Genomic DNA, 15,784 nt, shown 5'->3' with positions numbered 1-15,784 from the left:
CCCCCCCCCCCCCCCCCCCCCCCCCCCCCCCCCCCCCCCCCCCCCCCCCCCCCCCCCTGCCCCCCCCCCACCCGCCACCCGCGCTCGTAGCAGGCGTGACGGGTGTTCCGACGGGTGCTCTTCCGAGCTGGGTGCGCCCCCACCCCGCCGGGGCGGGGCCGGTCGCCGTCGCGCGCGCCGGCGGGGCCACCGGCGCGGCCGGCGCGCGCGCCGGCGGTGCGGGCCGCCCGGTCCTGCGTCGGGTCGCGCGGGCGGTGCGCCACCCGCGCTGGCTGCTCGGGCTCGGGCTGGCCGGCGCCGGCACCGTCGTGCACGCCGTGGCGCTGCTGCTCGCGCCGCTGCGCGTGGTGCAGCCGGTCGGCGTCCTCGCCGTGCCGGTGGCGGTGCTGCTGGCGTCGCTGCGCACCCGGCGCCGCCCGAGCGCCGGCGTGGTCGTCGGCGTGCTGCTCAGCGTGCTCGGCGTCGTCGGGTTCGTGGCGGCCTCGGCCGGCTCGACCACCAGCTCGCCCCCGCCGGGTGCCTCGACGCTCGTGGCCGGGCTCGCGGTCGGGGCCGTCGTCGCGGCGCTGGCCGTGCTCGGCGTCCGACGCTCCGGGTGGGCGGCGTGCCTGTGCCTGGCCACCGGCGCGGCCGCGGCGTTCGGCCTCGTCTCCGCCCTCGTGCGGGCCGTGTCGCAGGCCGTGGCGTCCGGTGACGTCCCGCCGACGGCGCCGCCCGTGCTCGCCGCGGGAGCCGGCGTCGTCCTCGCCCTGCTGGCCGGCGGATGGCTCGTGCAGCACGCCTACACCGCCGGGGCGCCCGAGCTCGTGGTGGCGTGCCTGACGGTGGTCGACCCGGTGGTGGCGGTGCTGCTCGGCGCCGTGCTGCTGGGCGAGGGGGCGGCGACGCCGCCCGCGCTCTGGGCGGTGCTCGGCCTCGCGGCCGCCGCGGCGGCCCTCGGCGTCGTCACGCTCGCCCGCCACCACCCCGACGCCGTCGCCGCGCGCGCCGCGGCGCACGGCGCCCCGGTCGCCGTGGTGGCGGCCCCGGCGCCCGTGCCGCGGGCGGCGTGACGCCGCGGGCGAAAGGCCCGCGCCCCCGGCGCGTCGGCCCACGGGTGCCGCCCGCGGTGCGTCACCCTCGCGCCACCCCCTGCGTCTCACCCCCTGTGCCTCACCCCTGTGCCTCACCCGAGTGCGACCCCAGCACGACCCTCCCCACCGGGAGGGCACGACCCTGGAAGAGAAGGACCCATGGAGCCCTTGAGGATCGTCGTCGGCGCCGAGACCTACCCGCCCGACGTCAACGGCGCCGCGCAGGCCGCCGCGCGCCTGGCGGCCGGGCTGGCCGGCCGCGGCCACGAGGTGCACGTCGTCGCGCCGTCGCCCACCGGCCGGGCCACGCGCGAGGTCCGCGACGGCGTCACGGTGCACGGCGTGCGCTCGCGCCGCTACGTCGGCCACGCCTCGCACCGCGTGAGCCTCCCGTGGGAGGTGTCCGCCCACGTGCGCCGCCTGGTGACCGGGCTGCGCCCCGACGTCGTGCACTCCCACGGCCACGTCCTCGTGGGCCGCGCGGTCGTCGCGGCGGCCCGGGCCACGGGCGTGCCCGTGGTGATGACCAACCACCTCGTGCCCGAGAACCTCGTCGCGTACCTTCCGGTGCCCCGGCCGTGGCACCAGGCCTTCGCCGCCGCGATGTGGCGCGACCAGGGCCGCGTCTTCGCCCGGGCCGACGTCGTCACCGCCCCCACGCCGCGCGCCGCCGAGCTGCTCATGGAGCGCACCGGCCTGACCGGGGTGCTGGCCGTGTCCAACGGCATCGACGCGGCGCGGTTCGCCGCGCGCCGGCGCCCGGCGGCCGACGTGCCGACCGTGCTGTTCGTCGGCCGCCTGGACGAGGAGAAGCGCGTCGACGAGCTGGTGCGGGCCTTCGCGCTGCTGCCCCGCGAGGTGCCGGCACGGCTGGAGATCGTGGGCGACGGCTGCCGCCGCGAGCGGTGGGCCGCCCTGGCGGCGGAGCTCGGGATCGCCGCCGACGTGCGGTTCCGCGGGCACGTCACGGACGCCGAGCTGCTCGAGGCCTACGCGTCGGCGGACGTGTTCTGCATGCCGAGCGTCGCCGAGCTGCAGAGCCTGGCCACGCTCGAGGCGATGTCCGCCGGGCTGCCGGTGGTGGCGGCCGACGCGATGGCGCTGCCGCACCTGGTGCGCCCGGGCCAGAACGGGGCGCTCTACCCGCCGGGCGACGTGGCGGCGCTCGCGGGCCACCTGCTGGCGCTGCTCGACGACCCGGCGCTGCGGGAGCGCGCCGGCGCGGCGAGCGTGCGGCTGGCGCAGCAGCACGCGTTCGCACGGACGCTGGAGGAGTTCGAGGGGATCTACGCCCGCGTGACGGCGCGCGTCCCCGCGGCCGTCCCCGCAGCCGTCCCCGCGGCCGTGTGAGCCGTCCGCCGGGCGGTGCCCGGGCCCGCCGTCGGGCCGGCCGTCAGGTGCGCGGGTCCGGCACGCCGAACGGCAGGCGGTGCAGGGACGCGGCCTGGTCGGCGGCGCGCTCGCGCTCGCGCAGCCCGCGGGCCAGCTCGCGGTCGCGGCGCTCGTGCAGCACGGCGTGCAGGAACGCCTCGGCCGGGGTGCCTGCCGGCGGCGCGGGCGCCACGTAGGGCTCCACGCGGGCGGCGATCTCGTCGGCGAGGGCCGCCCGCGACGACGGCGCGAGCCGCGGCGCCCGGTCGATCAGCTGCCGGGCCGCCAGGGCCAGCCCGTCGGGCAGGCGCCGCATGTCCGCCGTCGTGGCCCACGCCGCGAGCTCCGGCGGCATCCGCAGCGGCACGGACCAGCCCTTGCCGCCGCGCACGCGGATCGCGTAGGTGCCGGCGACCATGTCGCCGAGGCGCTTGCCCTTGGCGTTGGACAGCGAGGCGGCGATGGCGACGCCACCGGCCGTGGCCCACAGCTCGAGCACGCCCAGCAGGGCGCGGATCAGGGCGTGCCGCAGGCGCACCGGGCCGCCGTCGTCGCGCACCACCCGGGTGCCGGTCGCGAGCCGGCCCAGGGACCGGCCGCGGGTCAGCGTCTCCACCGCGGCGGGCGCGGCGACGAGGAACAGCACGACGAGGACGACCATGCTCGTGCGCAGCCACCGCTCGTCGAGGGAGTCGAGGCCCAGCCCCAGCAGCAGCAGCACGACGAACGCCACCGCGACGGTGACCGCCGCGTCGAGCAGGGCGCCGAGCGCGCGGGTGGCGAAGGACGCCGGCCGGGCGTCGAGCACCACGCCTTCGCCGATGAGGATGCCGTCGTGCACGGGGGCCTCCGGGTGGGTGGGGTCGGGCCGGGTCCCCAGGGCGCGGGGCGGCCCGGACCGGCGGGGTCGTCGTGTGGCAGGGTATCGGGCGTGGACCTCGACGCCTTCTCCGCCGTGCACAGCGCCGCCTGGGACCGCCTCGCGGTGCTGGTGAGGCGGCGCCGGCTGGACGGGGCCGAGGCGGACGAGCTGGTGCGCCTCTACCAGGAGGTCGCCACCCACCTGTCGACGGTGCGCTCGGCCGCGCCCGACCCTGTGCTGGTGACGCGGCTGTCCGACCTGCTGACCCGCGCCCGCACCCGGATCTCCGGCGCGCACGACCCGGCGTGGTCGGACGTCGTGCGGTACGCGACGGTGTCCGTGCCCGCGGCGCTGTACCGCGTGCGCTGGTGGACCCTCGGCGTGACGGTCGCGTTCCTGCTGGTCAGCGTGGTCGCCGGCTGGCACGTGGCCACGGACGCCGACGCGCTGGCGGCCATGGGCACGCCCGCGGAGCAGGAGCAGTACGTCGAGGAGGCGTTCGCCTCGTACTACGACCCCGACGTCTCGTTCGCCGCGATGGTGTGGACGAACAACGCGTGGATCTCCGCGCTCCTGGTGGCGTTCGGCGTCACCGGCGTGCTGCCGCTCTACGTGCTGTGGCAGAACGCCTTCTCGGTGGGGGCCACGGGCGGCATGATGGCCGCCCACGGCGAGCTCGACCTGTTCCTGACGCTCATCGCCCCGCACGGCCAGCTGGAGCTCACCAGCGTCTTCGTCGCCGGGGCCGCCGGCCTCAAGACCTTCTGGACGCTCGTCGACCCCGGCCCGCGCCGCCGCGGCGCCGCCCTCGCCCAGGAGGGCCGGGCGCTGGTCACCTGCGCGGTGGGGCTCGTCGGCGCGCTCGCGCTGTCCGGCGTCGTCGAGGGCTTCGTGACCGGCTCCGGCCTGCCGTGGTGGCTCAAGATCGCCATCGGCACCGTCGCGCTGGCGGCGTTCTGGACGTACGTGCTCGTGCTGGGCCGGCGCGCCGTGGCGGCGGGGGAGACCGGCGACCTCGACGTCGACCGGGCCGGCGCCGTCGTGCCGACCGCCGGCTGACCCGGTCCGGGCGCGGCGGCGGAGGCGACGCCGGGCGCCTCAGAGCCGGCCGGCCGCCTTGAGCGCCAGGTAGGCGTCCGCCACCGCGGGCGCCAGCTCGTCGGGCAGCGCCTCGAGCACCTCGGCGCCGTGCCGGCGCAGCACCCCCGCCACGGCGTCCCGCTCCAGCTCGGCGCGGGCCGCGGCGGCGGCGTCGTACACCTCGCCCGCCGTGGCGCGCCCGGCGCGCAGCGCGGCCACCTCGGCGTCGGTGACCGCGGCCACGAGCACCTGGTGCGTCGTGGTGAGCTGGTCCACCACGGTGAGCAGGCCGGTCTCCACGGCGGCCGGGTCGAGCGTGGTCAGCAGCACGACGAGCGCCCGCTGGGCCACGTGCGAGCGGACCTGGGTCACCAGGCCCGGCCAGTCGGTCTCCAGCAGCCGCGGCTCGACGCCGGCGAGGGCGTCGGCGAGGCTCGGCAGCAGCCGCGGCCCGGAGGCGCCGGCCACCCGGGCACGCAGCTGCCGGTCGAACGCCATCACCTGCACCCGGTCGCCCGCGCGGTCGGCCAGCGCCGACAGCAGCAGCGCCGCCTCGATCGAGGCCTCCAGCCGCGGCGAGCCCGTGCCGTCGGCGCCCGCACCGATGCGCGTGGCGGCGGTGCGGCCGGTGTCGAGCACCACCAGCACGCGCCGGTCACGCTCCGGACGCCACGTGCGCACGACGACGTCCCCGCGGCGCGCGGTGGCGCGCCAGTCGATCGAGCGCACGTCGTCGCCCACCACGTACTCGCGCAGCGAGTCGAACTCGGTGCCCTCGCCGCGCACCTGCACGGCCGAGCGGCCGTCCATCTCGCGCAGCCGCGCCAGGCGGCTGGGCAGGTGGCGGCGCGAGGCGAACTCCGGCAGCACGCGCAGCCGCGCCGGCACGGGGATGGTGGCCTGCCGCCCGGCGAGCCGCAACGGGCCCAGCGAGCGGATCGTCACGGGGCCCGCCGCGCGGTCGCCGCGCCGCGTGGGCCGCAGCGGCGTGGTGAGCCGCGCGCCGTCGCCCGCGGGCAGGTCGACGCGGTGCCGCGCCGAGGGCACGACGCGCGCGGACGCCGCCGCCACGCGTGACCCGGCCAGGGCGTCGACCACGGCGCCGCCGTCGTCGGCCACCGAGGGCGGCCACGCGTCGCGCACGACGGCCCGCAGGCGCCGCCCGGCGATGTTGACGACGGTCAGCTCGCTGCGCGCGGGCTCGCCCAGCCGCACCGACGTCGGCACGCGCCGCGTGAGCGCGAGCCGGCGCGGCGACGCGGCCAGCAGCGCGTCGACGACGCACGCCGCCACGACGACGAGCGCCCACACCACGACCGTGCCCGGCACCGGGAGCAGCAGCACGGGCAGGAGCCCGGCCGCGGCAAGCGCCACGGCCCGCCACGTCACCGCCACGGCGCCCCCAGCGCGGCGGGCGCGGGCGCGACGGGCGCGGGCGCGACGGGGCGGCGCCTCCGCTCGAATGATTCGGTCGCTGCGCTCCCTCGGCTCTCGCGCAGACGCCGCCCCGTCGCGCCCGCGGCGCTGTGGCCGCTCACCGGGGGACCGGCACCGTGGCGAGCACGGTGGACAGCACGCTCTCGGCGGTCACGCCCTCGAGCTCGGCCTCGGGCCGCAGCTGCACGCGGTGGCGCAGGGTCGGGTGGGCCAGCGCCTTGACGTCGTCCGGCGTCACGTACATGCGGCCGCTCAGCCACGCCCAGGCGCGGGCCGTGGCCAGCAGGGCCGTGGCCCCGCGCGGGGACACGCCGAGGGACAGCGACGGCGACTGCCGGGTCGCGCGGCACACGTCGACGGCGTAGGCGAGCACCTCGGGGGCCACCTGGACGCGGCGGACCTCGGCGCGCGCGGCGGCGAGCTCGTCGCGGCCCGCGACGGCGCGCACGCCGGCGCCGGCCAGGTCGCGCGGGTCGAAGCCCGCGGCGTGCCGGGCGAGCACCTCGATCTCCTGCTCGCGCTCCGGGACCGGCAGCAGCACCTTGAGCAGGAACCGGTCGAGCTGCGCCTCGGGCAGCGGGTAGGTGCCCTCGTACTCCACGGGGTTCTGGGTGGCGATGACGAGGAACGGGTCGGGCAGGCGGCGCGGCTCGCCGTCCACCGACACCTGCCGCTCCTCCATGGCCTCGAGCAGCGACGCCTGCGTCTTGGGCGGCGTGCGGTTGATCTCGTCGGCGAGCATCAGGTTGGTGAACACCGGACCCTCGCGGAACGAGAACTGCGCCGTGCGGGCGTCGTAGACGAGCGAGCCGGTGACGTCGCCGGGCATGAGGTCCGGGGTGAACTGCACGCGCTTGGTGTCCAGGTCCAGCGCCGCGGCCAGCGACCGCACCAGCAGCGTCTTGGCCACGCCGGGCACGCCCTCGAGCAGCACGTGGCCCGAGCACAGCAGCGCGATGAGCATGCTCGTGACGGCCGAGTCCTGGCCCACGACGGCCTTGCCGACCTCCGTGCGGACCCCCGCCAGCGCGGTGCGCAGGGCCAGGGTCGGGCGCTCCGGCGTGTGCGCCGTCGGCTGCGGGGCCGCGAAGGCCGGGGCGGGCGCGGCGGGCGGCGCGCCGTCCACCGGCCCGGCCGGCGGCTGCTGCAGCGGCTGCGGCCGGGTGGCCGCGGGCGCGGTGGCGCCGGCCGGGTGCTGGTTCTGCTCGGGGTCCGTCACGATCGGGGGTCCTCGCTTCCTGAGGTGTCGCGTGCGGGGGAGTCGTGCGTGGTGTCGTACGTGGAGTCGCGCGTGGTGTCGCGCGCCGGGGTGCGGCCCGCGGCGGTGCCGCGCCCGGTGGTGTCGCGCTCGAGCCCGTCCAGGCGGCGCGCGAGCTCGGCGAGCGCCTCGTCGTCGGGGGGCGGGGGCCCGTACAGCAGCGCGGCGACCTCCCGCGGGTCCCGGCCGCTCGCGCGCACGACGGCGTCGACGACGCCGGCGGGCTCGGCCGACCGGGGCAGTCCCAGGCGCGCCGCGACGCGGGTGGCGGTGGCCGCGCGCAGGCCCGCGGCCGCGTGGCCGCGCGCGCGGGTGCGGCGGTAGAGGCGGCCGCGGCCGCGGGCGGCCTCCGCCGCCGGGACCACGACGGGCAGCTCCTCCGCGACCAGCGGACCGAGCCGCCGGCCGCGCCAGAGCGCGAGGACGAGCACGACGAGCCCGGCCCACAGGCCCACGGCCCCGGCCCAGCGCGGCATCGACGGCCCGGCCGGGGCGCCGCCCGTGCCGTCGCCGGTGCTGAGGTCGAACGGGTCGGGCACGAGCCACACGAGCCGCTCGTGGGCGCCGAGCAGGTGCAGGGCGAGGGCGGCGTTGCCGGCCTCGAGCACGGTGTCGTTGCGCACCAGCGCCGGGTCGTCGACGGCGGTCACCGTCCGCCCGCCGTCCGCGACGGCCACCAGCGCGGCGCCACCGCTCTCGGGGTAGCACGTCACCGGCCGCTCGCCCTTGGCCGGGACGAGGGTGAGGCCGGCCGTCAGCCGCGCCTCGCCCGCGGCGCGCGCGGCCGGCAGCGGGCAGCCCGGCGGGAGGACGTCGGGGGAGGTGTCCAGCACGGCGCCGCGTCGGACGGCGCCGTCGGTGGCGGCGTCGAGCAGCACGTCGTCGGCGCCCAGCAGCACGAGGTCGGCGGGGACGGCGGCCAGCGCGTCGGCCTGCTCGAAGGCCAGCAGCGGGGACGGCGTGACGAGCAGCGTCGTGCCCTCCGTGGCGGCCTGCACGGCGTCGTCGACGGTGGTCACGTGCTCCACGTCGACCCCCTGACGTGCCAGCACCTGGGCGACCGCCCGGGCGCCGTCGGGCTGGGCGCTGTCGGGCGCGTACGGGGTGGTCGAGGTCGCGGGGCGCGTCACGGCGAGCGCGGCGACCACGAGCGCCGTGGCGGCGAGCACGACGGCCCACCACCGCACGGCGCGCCAGCGCCGCCGGGCGCGGCCGGCCGCGGTCGTGCCGTCACCGACCACCGGCACGGCGGACGGCGCCGGGCCGCCGGTCCCGGTGACCGGCGCCCCGGCCGGCGGCGGGGTCCCGAGCGCGGTCATGGGCGGTCCTCGGCCGGGGGTGCGGCGGGCTCCCCGGCGGCGCCCGCGACGCCGGCCGGCACCGCGGCCCGGGCCGCGCGGGCGCGCGCGTCGAGCTCGCGCAGGGTGGCGTCGTCCTGCGGGCCGGCGGGCAGCTCGCCGTAGACGACGTCGTCGAACAGCGACGCGCCGTGCCGCAGCGCCGCGGCGAGGTCGGACAGCCGCGCGGCGGCGGCGGACGCCGCCTCCTGCGCGGTCCGGCCCGGGCGCGGGTCGATGACGACGCGCTCCTCCAGGCCGCGCACCACGGCGCGGAACCGCTCGGCCACCGCGAACCCCCAGTCGCCGCGCTCGGCGGCGGCGTCGGCGGCCGCGCGCATCTGCGCGGCCGTGCGGTCGTCGTCGTGCGCGACGACGGCGGCCGACCGGGCGCGCCGGCGCGCCAGCCGCACCGGGCCGGCCACCCACAGCGCCACGCCGACCAGCAGGGCGAGCACGACGAGCAGGCCGATCAGCATGGGCAGGGGCGGCGCGTCGAGGGCGGGCAGCCCGTCGAACAGGCCGAGGAACCACTCCCACAGCCGCTGCAGCAGCGACGGCTGCTGGGAGTACTCGGGTCGGGCGAGCTCCTCGACGAGCCAGCGCCGGGCGGTGGCACGGTCCGGGTCCACGGGGACGTCCGCCGGCACGCCGGCCCACGCCGGCGCCGGTGCGGCCGCGGGCAGGGTCATGCCGGCCGCTCCGCGGCGGCCGCGGCGAGCGCCACGTCGAGGCCCTCGCGCCGCATCCGCACGTCGACGTAGAGCAGCGCGACGACGCCGGCCACGAAGATCGTCTGGATCGCGGTGGCGACGACGGTCGCGACCGTCGTGACCACGACGGCGCCGACGCCCGGGGCGCCGAGCTCCGTCTCCATCCACGTGGCGAGGTAGGCCAGCGGCGTGGTGACGATGTTCGCGATGACGGTGACGATGACGACGGCGAGCAGGTAGACGCCGAACAGCCGCCATAGCTGGCCGCGGGTGAGCAGCCAGGCGCGCCTGACGGTGGCGACCAGCCCGCGGCCCTCGAGGGCCACGGCGGGGGCGACGAGGCCGAGGCGCACCCCGAGCCACACGAGCGCGACGAGGTAGGCGGCCAGGACGAGCAGCGCCAGCAGCGCCGAGAGCCCCTCCGACACGCCGGCCGTCGCGGCCACCACGAGCCCGACGAGCACGACGGCGAGCACCGAGAGGACCACCACGCCCAGGGCCTGCAGCAGCGACCAGCCGACGAGCAGCCCGATCCGGGAGCGGACCCGCCGCCACACCTGCGCGACCGTGACCTTGTCGCCGACGACGGACCGGCTCACCGAGACCGTGAGGATGCCGTTGACCACGGGCGCGGCGAGCAGCGAGGTGAGGGTCGTGCCGAGCGCGGGCGCGAGCAGCTGGGCGTACAGGGCGGGGGAGATGCCGAGCCCGCTGGCCACCTCGGGCGGCACGGTGGCGAAGAACCCGCTGATCTGCGCGGTGAGCGCGGGCACGAGGAGCTGGCCGACGCCCACGCCGACCACCGTGGCGACCAGGATGACGAGGGTGGCGGCGCCGAGCATCACGGCGGGGTTGTGGCGGATCGCGCCGAACGCGCCGTCGTAGATCTCCCCGAGCGTCAGCGGGCGCAGCGGCACGATGCCCGGCCGGGCGGCCCGGGCGCCCCACGCACCGCCGGGCGGCGTGCCCGCCGGCGCGGGCGCCGGCGTCGGCTGCGGGCCGTACTGCCCGTACCGCGGCTGGCCGTAGCGGGGCACGTCGCCCCAGCCGGACGGCGCGGCCGACGGCGTGGCAGACGGCGTGGCAGGCGGTGCGGGCGGGGGTGCCGACGGCGTGGCCGGCGGTGCGGGGGGCTCGTCGGCGGGGCGGTCCGCGGGCTGCTGCGAGGTGCCGGGGACCGGCTCGTTCGGGTCCGCGCCGGGCGGCTCGGGCGTGCTCATGGTCTCCCCGGAGGACTGGGACGTCGTGTCCGGTCACGATAGCGCGCGAGGACGCGCCGGACCCCGCCTGACCCCGACATATGCACAGCCTGGCAGACTGTCCGCATGAAGTCGCGCGTGCTTGTCGTCGACGACGACACGGCCCTGGCCGAGATGATCGGCATCGTGCTGCGGACCGAGGGTTTCGAGCCCTTCTTCTGCGCGGACGGCGACGGCGCCCTCGCCGCGTTCCGCTCGGCGCAGCCGGACCTGGTGCTGCTGGACCTGATGCTCCCGGGCAAGGACGGCACGCAGGTGTGCCGCGAGATCCGGGCCGAGTCGGGCGTGCCCATCATCATGCTCACGGCCAAGTCCGACACGGTGGACGTCGTGCTCGGCCTGGAGTCCGGCGCCGACGACTACGTCTCCAAGCCGTTCAAGCCCAAGGAGCTCGTGGCGCGCATCCGCGCCCGCCTGCGCCGCACCGAGGACCCCGGTCCCGAGATGCTGCGGGTGGGCGACCTGGAGATCGACGTGACCGGCCACTCGGTGGTGCGCGAGGGCCGCAAGATCGCCCTGACCCCGCTCGAGTTCGACCTGCTGGTGGCCCTGGCGCGCAAGCCGTGGCAGGTGTTCACCCGCGAGGTGCTGCTCGAGAAGGTGTGGGGCTACCGGCACTCCGCCGACACCCGCCTGGTGAACGTGCACGTGCAGCGCCTGCGCTCCAAGGTGGAGCGCGACCCGGAGAGCCCCGAGATCGTGCTGACCGTCCGCGGCGTCGGCTACAAGGCGGGCGCGCCCCAGTGACCACCCACGCGGCCCGGGGGCGGCGCGTGCTGCGCGCCGCCGTCCGGGCACGCACCGTCGCGGTGCGGCGCGGTCGCGCCCTCGTGCACCGCTGGCGCTCCTCGATGCAGGTGCGCGTCATCACCTCCACGCTCGCGATCGGCGTCGTGGCGCTGGCCCTGCTCGGCACCTCGCTGTCGACGTCGGTGCGCGACGGGCTCTTCGAGCAGCGCGTCGACCAGGTGGACCGCGAGTCGGCCCGCACCACCGCCCAGGTGAGCGACGCGTTCGCGTCGTCCCCGGCGTCGTCGCCCTCCGACGTGCAGTCGCTGCTCATCCAGATGGTGGGCCAGCTGTCCTCGGGCGCCTCGAGCGCCCAGGGCACCTGCCTGCTGTCCGGCGGCGAGGGCCCGACGTCGGGCGTCACCGACATCTGCTCGCCGCAGCCGCTCGTCGGCATCGTCAGCACCGAGCTGCGCGGGGCGACCCTCGACGCCGACCACCAGATGCTGCAGTCGGTGGCGATCCCCGCCGCGTACGCCGAGAGCGGGCAGGTGGAGCCGGGCGTGCTCGTCGGCTCCACGGTCGAGGTGCCGACCGTCGGCACCTACGGGCTGTACCAGCTGTACTCGCTGCAGGCCGAGCAGGAGACGCTGCGGTTCGTCCAGCGCACCCTCCTGGCCGGCGGCGTGGCGGTGCTGGCCCTGCTGGGCGTGATCACCTGGATGGTCACGCGCCAGGCCGTGACGCCGGTGCGCCGGGCGGCCGACGTCGCCGCGCGGCTGGCCGACGGGCACCTCGAGGAGCGCATGCCGGGCCGCGGCCACGACGAGATGGCCACCCTCGCCCGGTCGTTCAACGAGATGGCCGCGAGCCTGCAGGACCAGATCCGGCGCATGGAGGAGCTCTCGGCCGCGCAGCGCCGCTTCGTCTCCGACGTCTCGCACGAGCTGCGCACGCCGCTGACGACCATCCGCATGGCGGCCGAGGTCATCCACGGCTCGCGCGAGGAGCTCGACCCGGCCGCGCGGCGCTCCGCGGAGCTGCTGACCACCCAGCTCGACCGGTTCGAGGAGCTGCTGGCCGACCTGCTGGAGATCTCGCGGTTCGACGCCGGCGCGGCGGTGCTCGACGTCGAGCACCGCGACGTGGGCGCGATCGTCACCGCGGTGGTCGAGGGCACGACGCCGCTCGCCGAGCGCAAGGGCGTGTTCCTGTCCGTGCACCTGACCGACGAGCCGGCCACCGCCGACGTCGACCCGCGGCGCGTCGAGCGGGTGCTGCGCAACCTCGTGGTGAACGCGCTGGAGCACGCCGAGGGCCGCCCCGTGGAGATCACCGTCGGCGCCGACCGGCACGCGGTCGCCGTGGTGGTGCGCGACCACGGCGTGGGCATGACGCCGCAGGAGGTGCAGCACGTGTTCGACCGGTTCTGGCGGGCCGACCCCGCCCGCGCGCGCACGACGGGCGGCACGGGCCTGGGCCTGGCCATCTCCCGCGAGGACGCGCGCCTGCACGCCGGCTGGCTCGAGGCGTGGGGGCGGGCCGGCCGCGGCGCGAGCTTCCGCCTCACGCTCCCGCGACGCGCGGGCATCCAGCTCGTCGGCTCGCCGCTGCCGCTGGTGCCCGAGTCGCGCGGCATCTCCTCGGTGCCCACGGGCCAGATCCCGGTGGTCAACCCGCCCACGGGGCCCACGCCGGTGGCGATCCCCGACCTGGGCGACCTGCCGGCCGTGGAGCACCACGACGACGCGGCGCGCCCTGCCGACGACGCGGTGCGCCCCGCCGAGGCGGGGCCCGAGCAGGGCGCCGGCGCAGGCGTCGCCGAGGACCACGACGCGGGGGTGCGGCGATGACCGCCCGGCGCCGGCCCCGCGCCGTCCTGGCCGCCCTGGGCGCCGTCGTCGTGGCGGCGCTCGCGGGCTGCGCGTCGATCCCCACCTCCGGCGAGGTGCAGGACGGCGGCGCCGACGTGCCGCGCACGGGCGAGATCGGGTTCATCGCCGCCGGCCCGAACGTCGACGACACCCCGGACGAGATCGTCCGCGGATTCCTCTCGGCCACGCAGGCCGGACCCACCACGGCGCAGCCGTTCAACGTGGCCCGCGAGTTCCTCACCTCGGGCGCGTCGCAGGCGTGGGAGCCGTACTCGCGCGTGCTGGTGCTCGACGGCTACCCGACGCTGTCCATGGACGACCTCGAGACGGACGCGGCCACCGCGACCGTCCGGGCGCGGGTGACGGTGGTGGCGTCCGTGGACGAGCGCGGCGTGTACACCGAGGAGCCGCGGCCCAGCCCGAGCGAGCTCACCTTCGAGCTCGGCCGGTCCGGCGGGCAGTGGCGCATCACCGGCCTCGACGACGGCCTGCTGTTCTCCACCGCCGTCTTCTCCCAGGCCTACCACCTCACGCGGCTGTACTACCCGACGCCGGACCTGCGCCAGCTCGTGCCGGACGTGCGGTGGTTCCCCCGCACGACGTGGCGCACGAACGCCGTCCAGGAGATCCTCGCGGGCCCGCCGGAGTGGCTGGCCGGCTCGGTGGTGTCGGTCGTGCCGGAGGGCACCGCGCTGGCGATCGAGGCGGTCACCGTGGCCGACGACGGCACCGTCGCGGTGAACCTCACCGAGCAGGTCGACGACGCCTCGTCCGACGACCTCGCCCTGTTCTCCGCGCAGCTCGAGGCGACCCTCGTCACCGGACAGGGCGAGGGCCGCACGGTGACGATCGCGGACCGGTCCGGCCCCCTCGCCGTCCCCGAGGCCGCCGGGCTGACGCTGCCGCGCACCGAGGGCGACGCGCTCGCCCTCGTGGACGGGCAGCTGCGCCGCGTCGAGGGCCGCGAGCTGGTCCCCGCGCAGGAGGGCCTGTCCCTCGCCGGCCTGGACCCGACGGCGCTGGCCACCGGGCCGGCCCACGAGCCGGTGGTGGTGCGCGACGGGGCCGACCGCGTGGTGCGCCTCGACCCGGACGGCACCCAGGACACCCTCCTGCAGGGCACCGACCTGCTCGCCCCGTCGGTCGACCGGTACGGCGCCGTGTGGAGCGGCGTGCGCGGCGGGTCGCTGCAGGTGGTCGTGGCGAGCGGCCAGGCGTACCCCGTGACCGCCGCGTGGCTGGAGGACGTCACCGTGACGTCCGTGCGGGTCTCGCCCGAGGGGTCGCGCGTGGCGCTCGTGACGACCGGCCCGGACGGCACGGCCGTGCGGGTGGCCGGCATCCTGCGCGACGCCGCGGGCGTGCCGACCGGGCTGTCGGACCCGGTGCCGGTCGGGGCGTCGGTACAGGGCGTGACGCTCGCGCAGTGGCAGGACGAGGCGACGCTCGCGCTGCTCGGCCAGGACCCCGGCGGCGAGCGGACGGTGTTCCTCGCCGGCGTCGGCGGCCTGGCGGGCACCGGTGGTGGGCTCTCGCGGTCCGTGCCGGGCGTCACCGCGCCGACGTGGGTGACGGCCGCCGTCGGCAGCACCAGCATGCTGGCGCTCGACGCCGAGTCGGTGCTGCACCTGCGCCAGTCCTCGGCGCTGTGGCCCGCGGTCGCGTCGGACGTCGCCCTGGTCGCGTTCCCGGGCTGACGCCGCCGCGAGGCCGTCCCCGACGGCCGGGGCGCGGGCGCCGTCCCCAGGGTGGGCGGGCCGGGCCCGCGCCGCCCGGCGGGCGGCGACGCTGGTGGCGTGCGCCCCCTCGTCGAGCTCGCCCGCCTGGTGCTCCCCGTCGCCTGTCCCGGCTGCGACGCGCCCGACGAGCGGTGGTGCGCCGGCTGCGCGGCGCTGCTCGCCGGCCCCGACGGGCCCCGCCGCGTGGAGGCGCACGTGCCCCGGCTCGACCGGCTCGACGGCGTGCCGCCGCTGCCCGTCTGGGCGGTGGCCCGGTACGAGGGGCCGGTGCGCGGCGTCGTCGTCGCCTGGAAGGACCGCGGGCGCGCCGACCTCGACGGGCTGCTCGTGCCGGTCGCGCGGGCCGCTGCTGCCGCGCTCGCCCCGGCGCTCGCCGGCGCGGCCGGCGTGCGGCGCCTGCTCGTGGTGCCGGCGCCGTCGTCGGCCGCGGCCCGGCGCGAGCGGGCGCGCGACCACCTGGGCCCGCTCGCGGCCGCGGTGGCCGCGGCGGTCGGCGGCGTGCCCGCGCCCGTGCTGCGCCGGGACCGCCGCGCCCGCGACCAGGTGGGCCTCGGCGCACGGGCTCGCGGCCGCAACGCGGTGGTGCGGGTGCACCCGCACGCCTGGCGCCGGGCGCTGCGCGCGCCGGCCGGGCCCGGCCCGCCGGTGTGCCTGCTGCTCGACGACGTCGTCACGACGGGCGCCACGCTCGCCGCCGCCGAGCGCGCCCTGGAGGCGGCCGGCGCCGACGTCCTGGGCGCGCTCGTGCTCGCCGCGACGCCCGCGCCGGGCGAGCGGCGCCCGCGGCCGGGGACGGCGCGCGACGGGGCTCGCGGCTCGGCTCGCGGCTCGGCTCGCGGCTCGGCTCGCGGCTCGGCTCGTGGAGCGGCTCGTGGAGCGGCGTGACCTGCGCGGGGACGGCCGGAGGGTGGCCGCCCGGCGCGCGCGTCGCCCCGGCTGTCGTGGCAGGCTGCGGAGGGTTAGCCTGAGAAATCCCCCGCGGGTGAGGACCACCCGTGGGGTCGTCGAGAGGTCCGGGTGCGCATGCCTGGCGCCTAGGGGGGTGGTGCCGC

At 78.5% G+C, this 15,784-nt stretch carries 13 protein-coding genes; 7 read left to right on the top strand and 6 right to left on the bottom strand.

Annotated elements, in window-relative coordinates; all coding sequences use genetic code 11:
* Positions 1–95 precede the first annotated feature (95 nt).
* Together U5M74_RS12135 and U5M74_RS12130 are read left to right on the top strand one after the other, a co-directional pair.
* A complete protein-coding gene (locus tag U5M74_RS12135; protein ID WP_410909198.1) occupies positions 96–1,052 on the top strand; it encodes a multidrug transporter in 957 nt (318 codons plus the stop codon).
* A gap of 180 nt (positions 1,053–1,232) precedes the next feature.
* On the top strand, positions 1,233–2,423 hold the full coding sequence (locus tag U5M74_RS12130) for a glycosyltransferase (protein ID WP_410909197.1): 1,191 nt from the start codon (positions 1,233–1,235) through the stop codon (positions 2,421–2,423).
* Positions 2,424–2,466: 43 nt separating this feature from the next.
* On the opposite strand, the gene U5M74_RS12125 is transcribed toward U5M74_RS12130, so the two are convergent.
* On the bottom strand, positions 2,467–3,285 hold the full coding sequence (locus U5M74_RS12125) for an RDD family protein (RefSeq protein WP_410909196.1): 819 nt from the start codon (positions 3,283–3,285) through the stop codon (positions 2,467–2,469).
* A gap of 90 nt (positions 3,286–3,375) precedes the next feature.
* On the opposite strand from U5M74_RS12125, the gene U5M74_RS12120 reads away from it, so the two are divergent.
* Positions 3,376–4,365 carry a stage II sporulation protein M gene (locus U5M74_RS12120; protein WP_410909195.1) on the top strand — a complete coding sequence of 330 codons (990 nt, stop codon included), beginning with the start codon at positions 3,376–3,378 and terminating at the stop codon, positions 4,363–4,365.
* 39 nt (positions 4,366–4,404) lie between these two features.
* Here U5M74_RS12120 and U5M74_RS12115 read toward each other — a convergent pair whose 3' ends face one another.
* From U5M74_RS12115 to U5M74_RS12095, 5 genes are all read right to left on the bottom strand, one after another.
* Positions 4,405–5,781, bottom strand: a complete 1,377-nt coding sequence (locus U5M74_RS12115) for a DUF58 domain-containing protein (RefSeq protein ID WP_410909194.1) — start codon at positions 5,779–5,781, stop codon at positions 4,405–4,407.
* Between the two features lie 139 nt (positions 5,782–5,920).
* Positions 5,921–6,868, bottom strand: a complete 948-nt coding sequence (locus U5M74_RS12110; RefSeq protein WP_410909205.1) for an AAA family ATPase — start codon at positions 6,866–6,868, stop codon at positions 5,921–5,923.
* Between the two features lie 170 nt (positions 6,869–7,038).
* Positions 7,039–8,400 (bottom strand): DUF4350 domain-containing protein, encoded by a 1,362-nt coding sequence (locus U5M74_RS12105; RefSeq protein WP_410909193.1) that lies wholly within the window; start codon positions 8,398–8,400, stop codon positions 7,039–7,041.
* A complete protein-coding gene (locus tag U5M74_RS12100; protein WP_410909192.1) occupies positions 8,397–9,110 on the bottom strand; it encodes a DUF4129 domain-containing protein in 714 nt (237 codons plus the stop codon). The genes U5M74_RS12105 and U5M74_RS12100 overlap by 4 nt, the downstream gene beginning before the upstream one ends.
* Complete coding sequence (locus U5M74_RS12095; RefSeq protein WP_410909191.1) at positions 9,107–10,351, bottom strand: glycerophosphoryl diester phosphodiesterase membrane domain-containing protein; 1,245 nt, start codon at positions 10,349–10,351, stop codon at positions 9,107–9,109. The genes U5M74_RS12100 and U5M74_RS12095 overlap by 4 nt, the downstream gene beginning before the upstream one ends.
* Positions 10,352–10,456: 105 nt before the next feature.
* On the opposite strand from U5M74_RS12095, the gene mtrA reads away from it, so the two are divergent.
* From mtrA to U5M74_RS12075, 4 genes are all read left to right on the top strand, one after another.
* Positions 10,457–11,137: an MtrAB system response regulator MtrA gene (gene mtrA, locus U5M74_RS12090; protein ID WP_069984522.1), complete on the top strand. Its 681-nt coding sequence runs from the start codon at positions 10,457–10,459 to the stop codon at positions 11,135–11,137.
* Positions 11,138–11,241: 104 nt separating this feature from the next.
* The gene (gene mtrB, locus U5M74_RS12085) at positions 11,242–12,972 is read left to right on the top strand and encodes an MtrAB system histidine kinase MtrB (RefSeq protein ID WP_410909204.1); all 1,731 of its coding nucleotides are present in this window, start codon (positions 11,242–11,244) and stop codon (positions 12,970–12,972) included.
* Positions 12,969–14,690, top strand: coding sequence for an LpqB family beta-propeller domain-containing protein (locus tag U5M74_RS12080; protein WP_410909190.1), 1,722 nt, complete (start codon positions 12,969–12,971; stop codon positions 14,688–14,690). Before mtrB ends, U5M74_RS12080 begins: the two co-directional genes overlap by 4 nt.
* Before the next feature lie 99 nt (positions 14,691–14,789).
* Positions 14,790–15,617, top strand: a complete 828-nt coding sequence (locus U5M74_RS12075; RefSeq protein WP_410909189.1) for a ComF family protein — start codon at positions 14,790–14,792, stop codon at positions 15,615–15,617.
* Positions 15,618–15,784 lie beyond the last annotated feature (167 nt).

Origin of the sequence: Puerhibacterium sp. TATVAM-FAB25 (assembly GCF_046535855.1) — a bacterium.
Lineage (GTDB): Bacteria > Actinomycetota > Actinomycetes > Actinomycetales > Cellulomonadaceae > Puerhibacterium > Puerhibacterium variabilis_A.
Note: the sequence above shows the minus strand (reverse complement) of the source record. Positions and strands in the feature narration are given on the sequence as shown.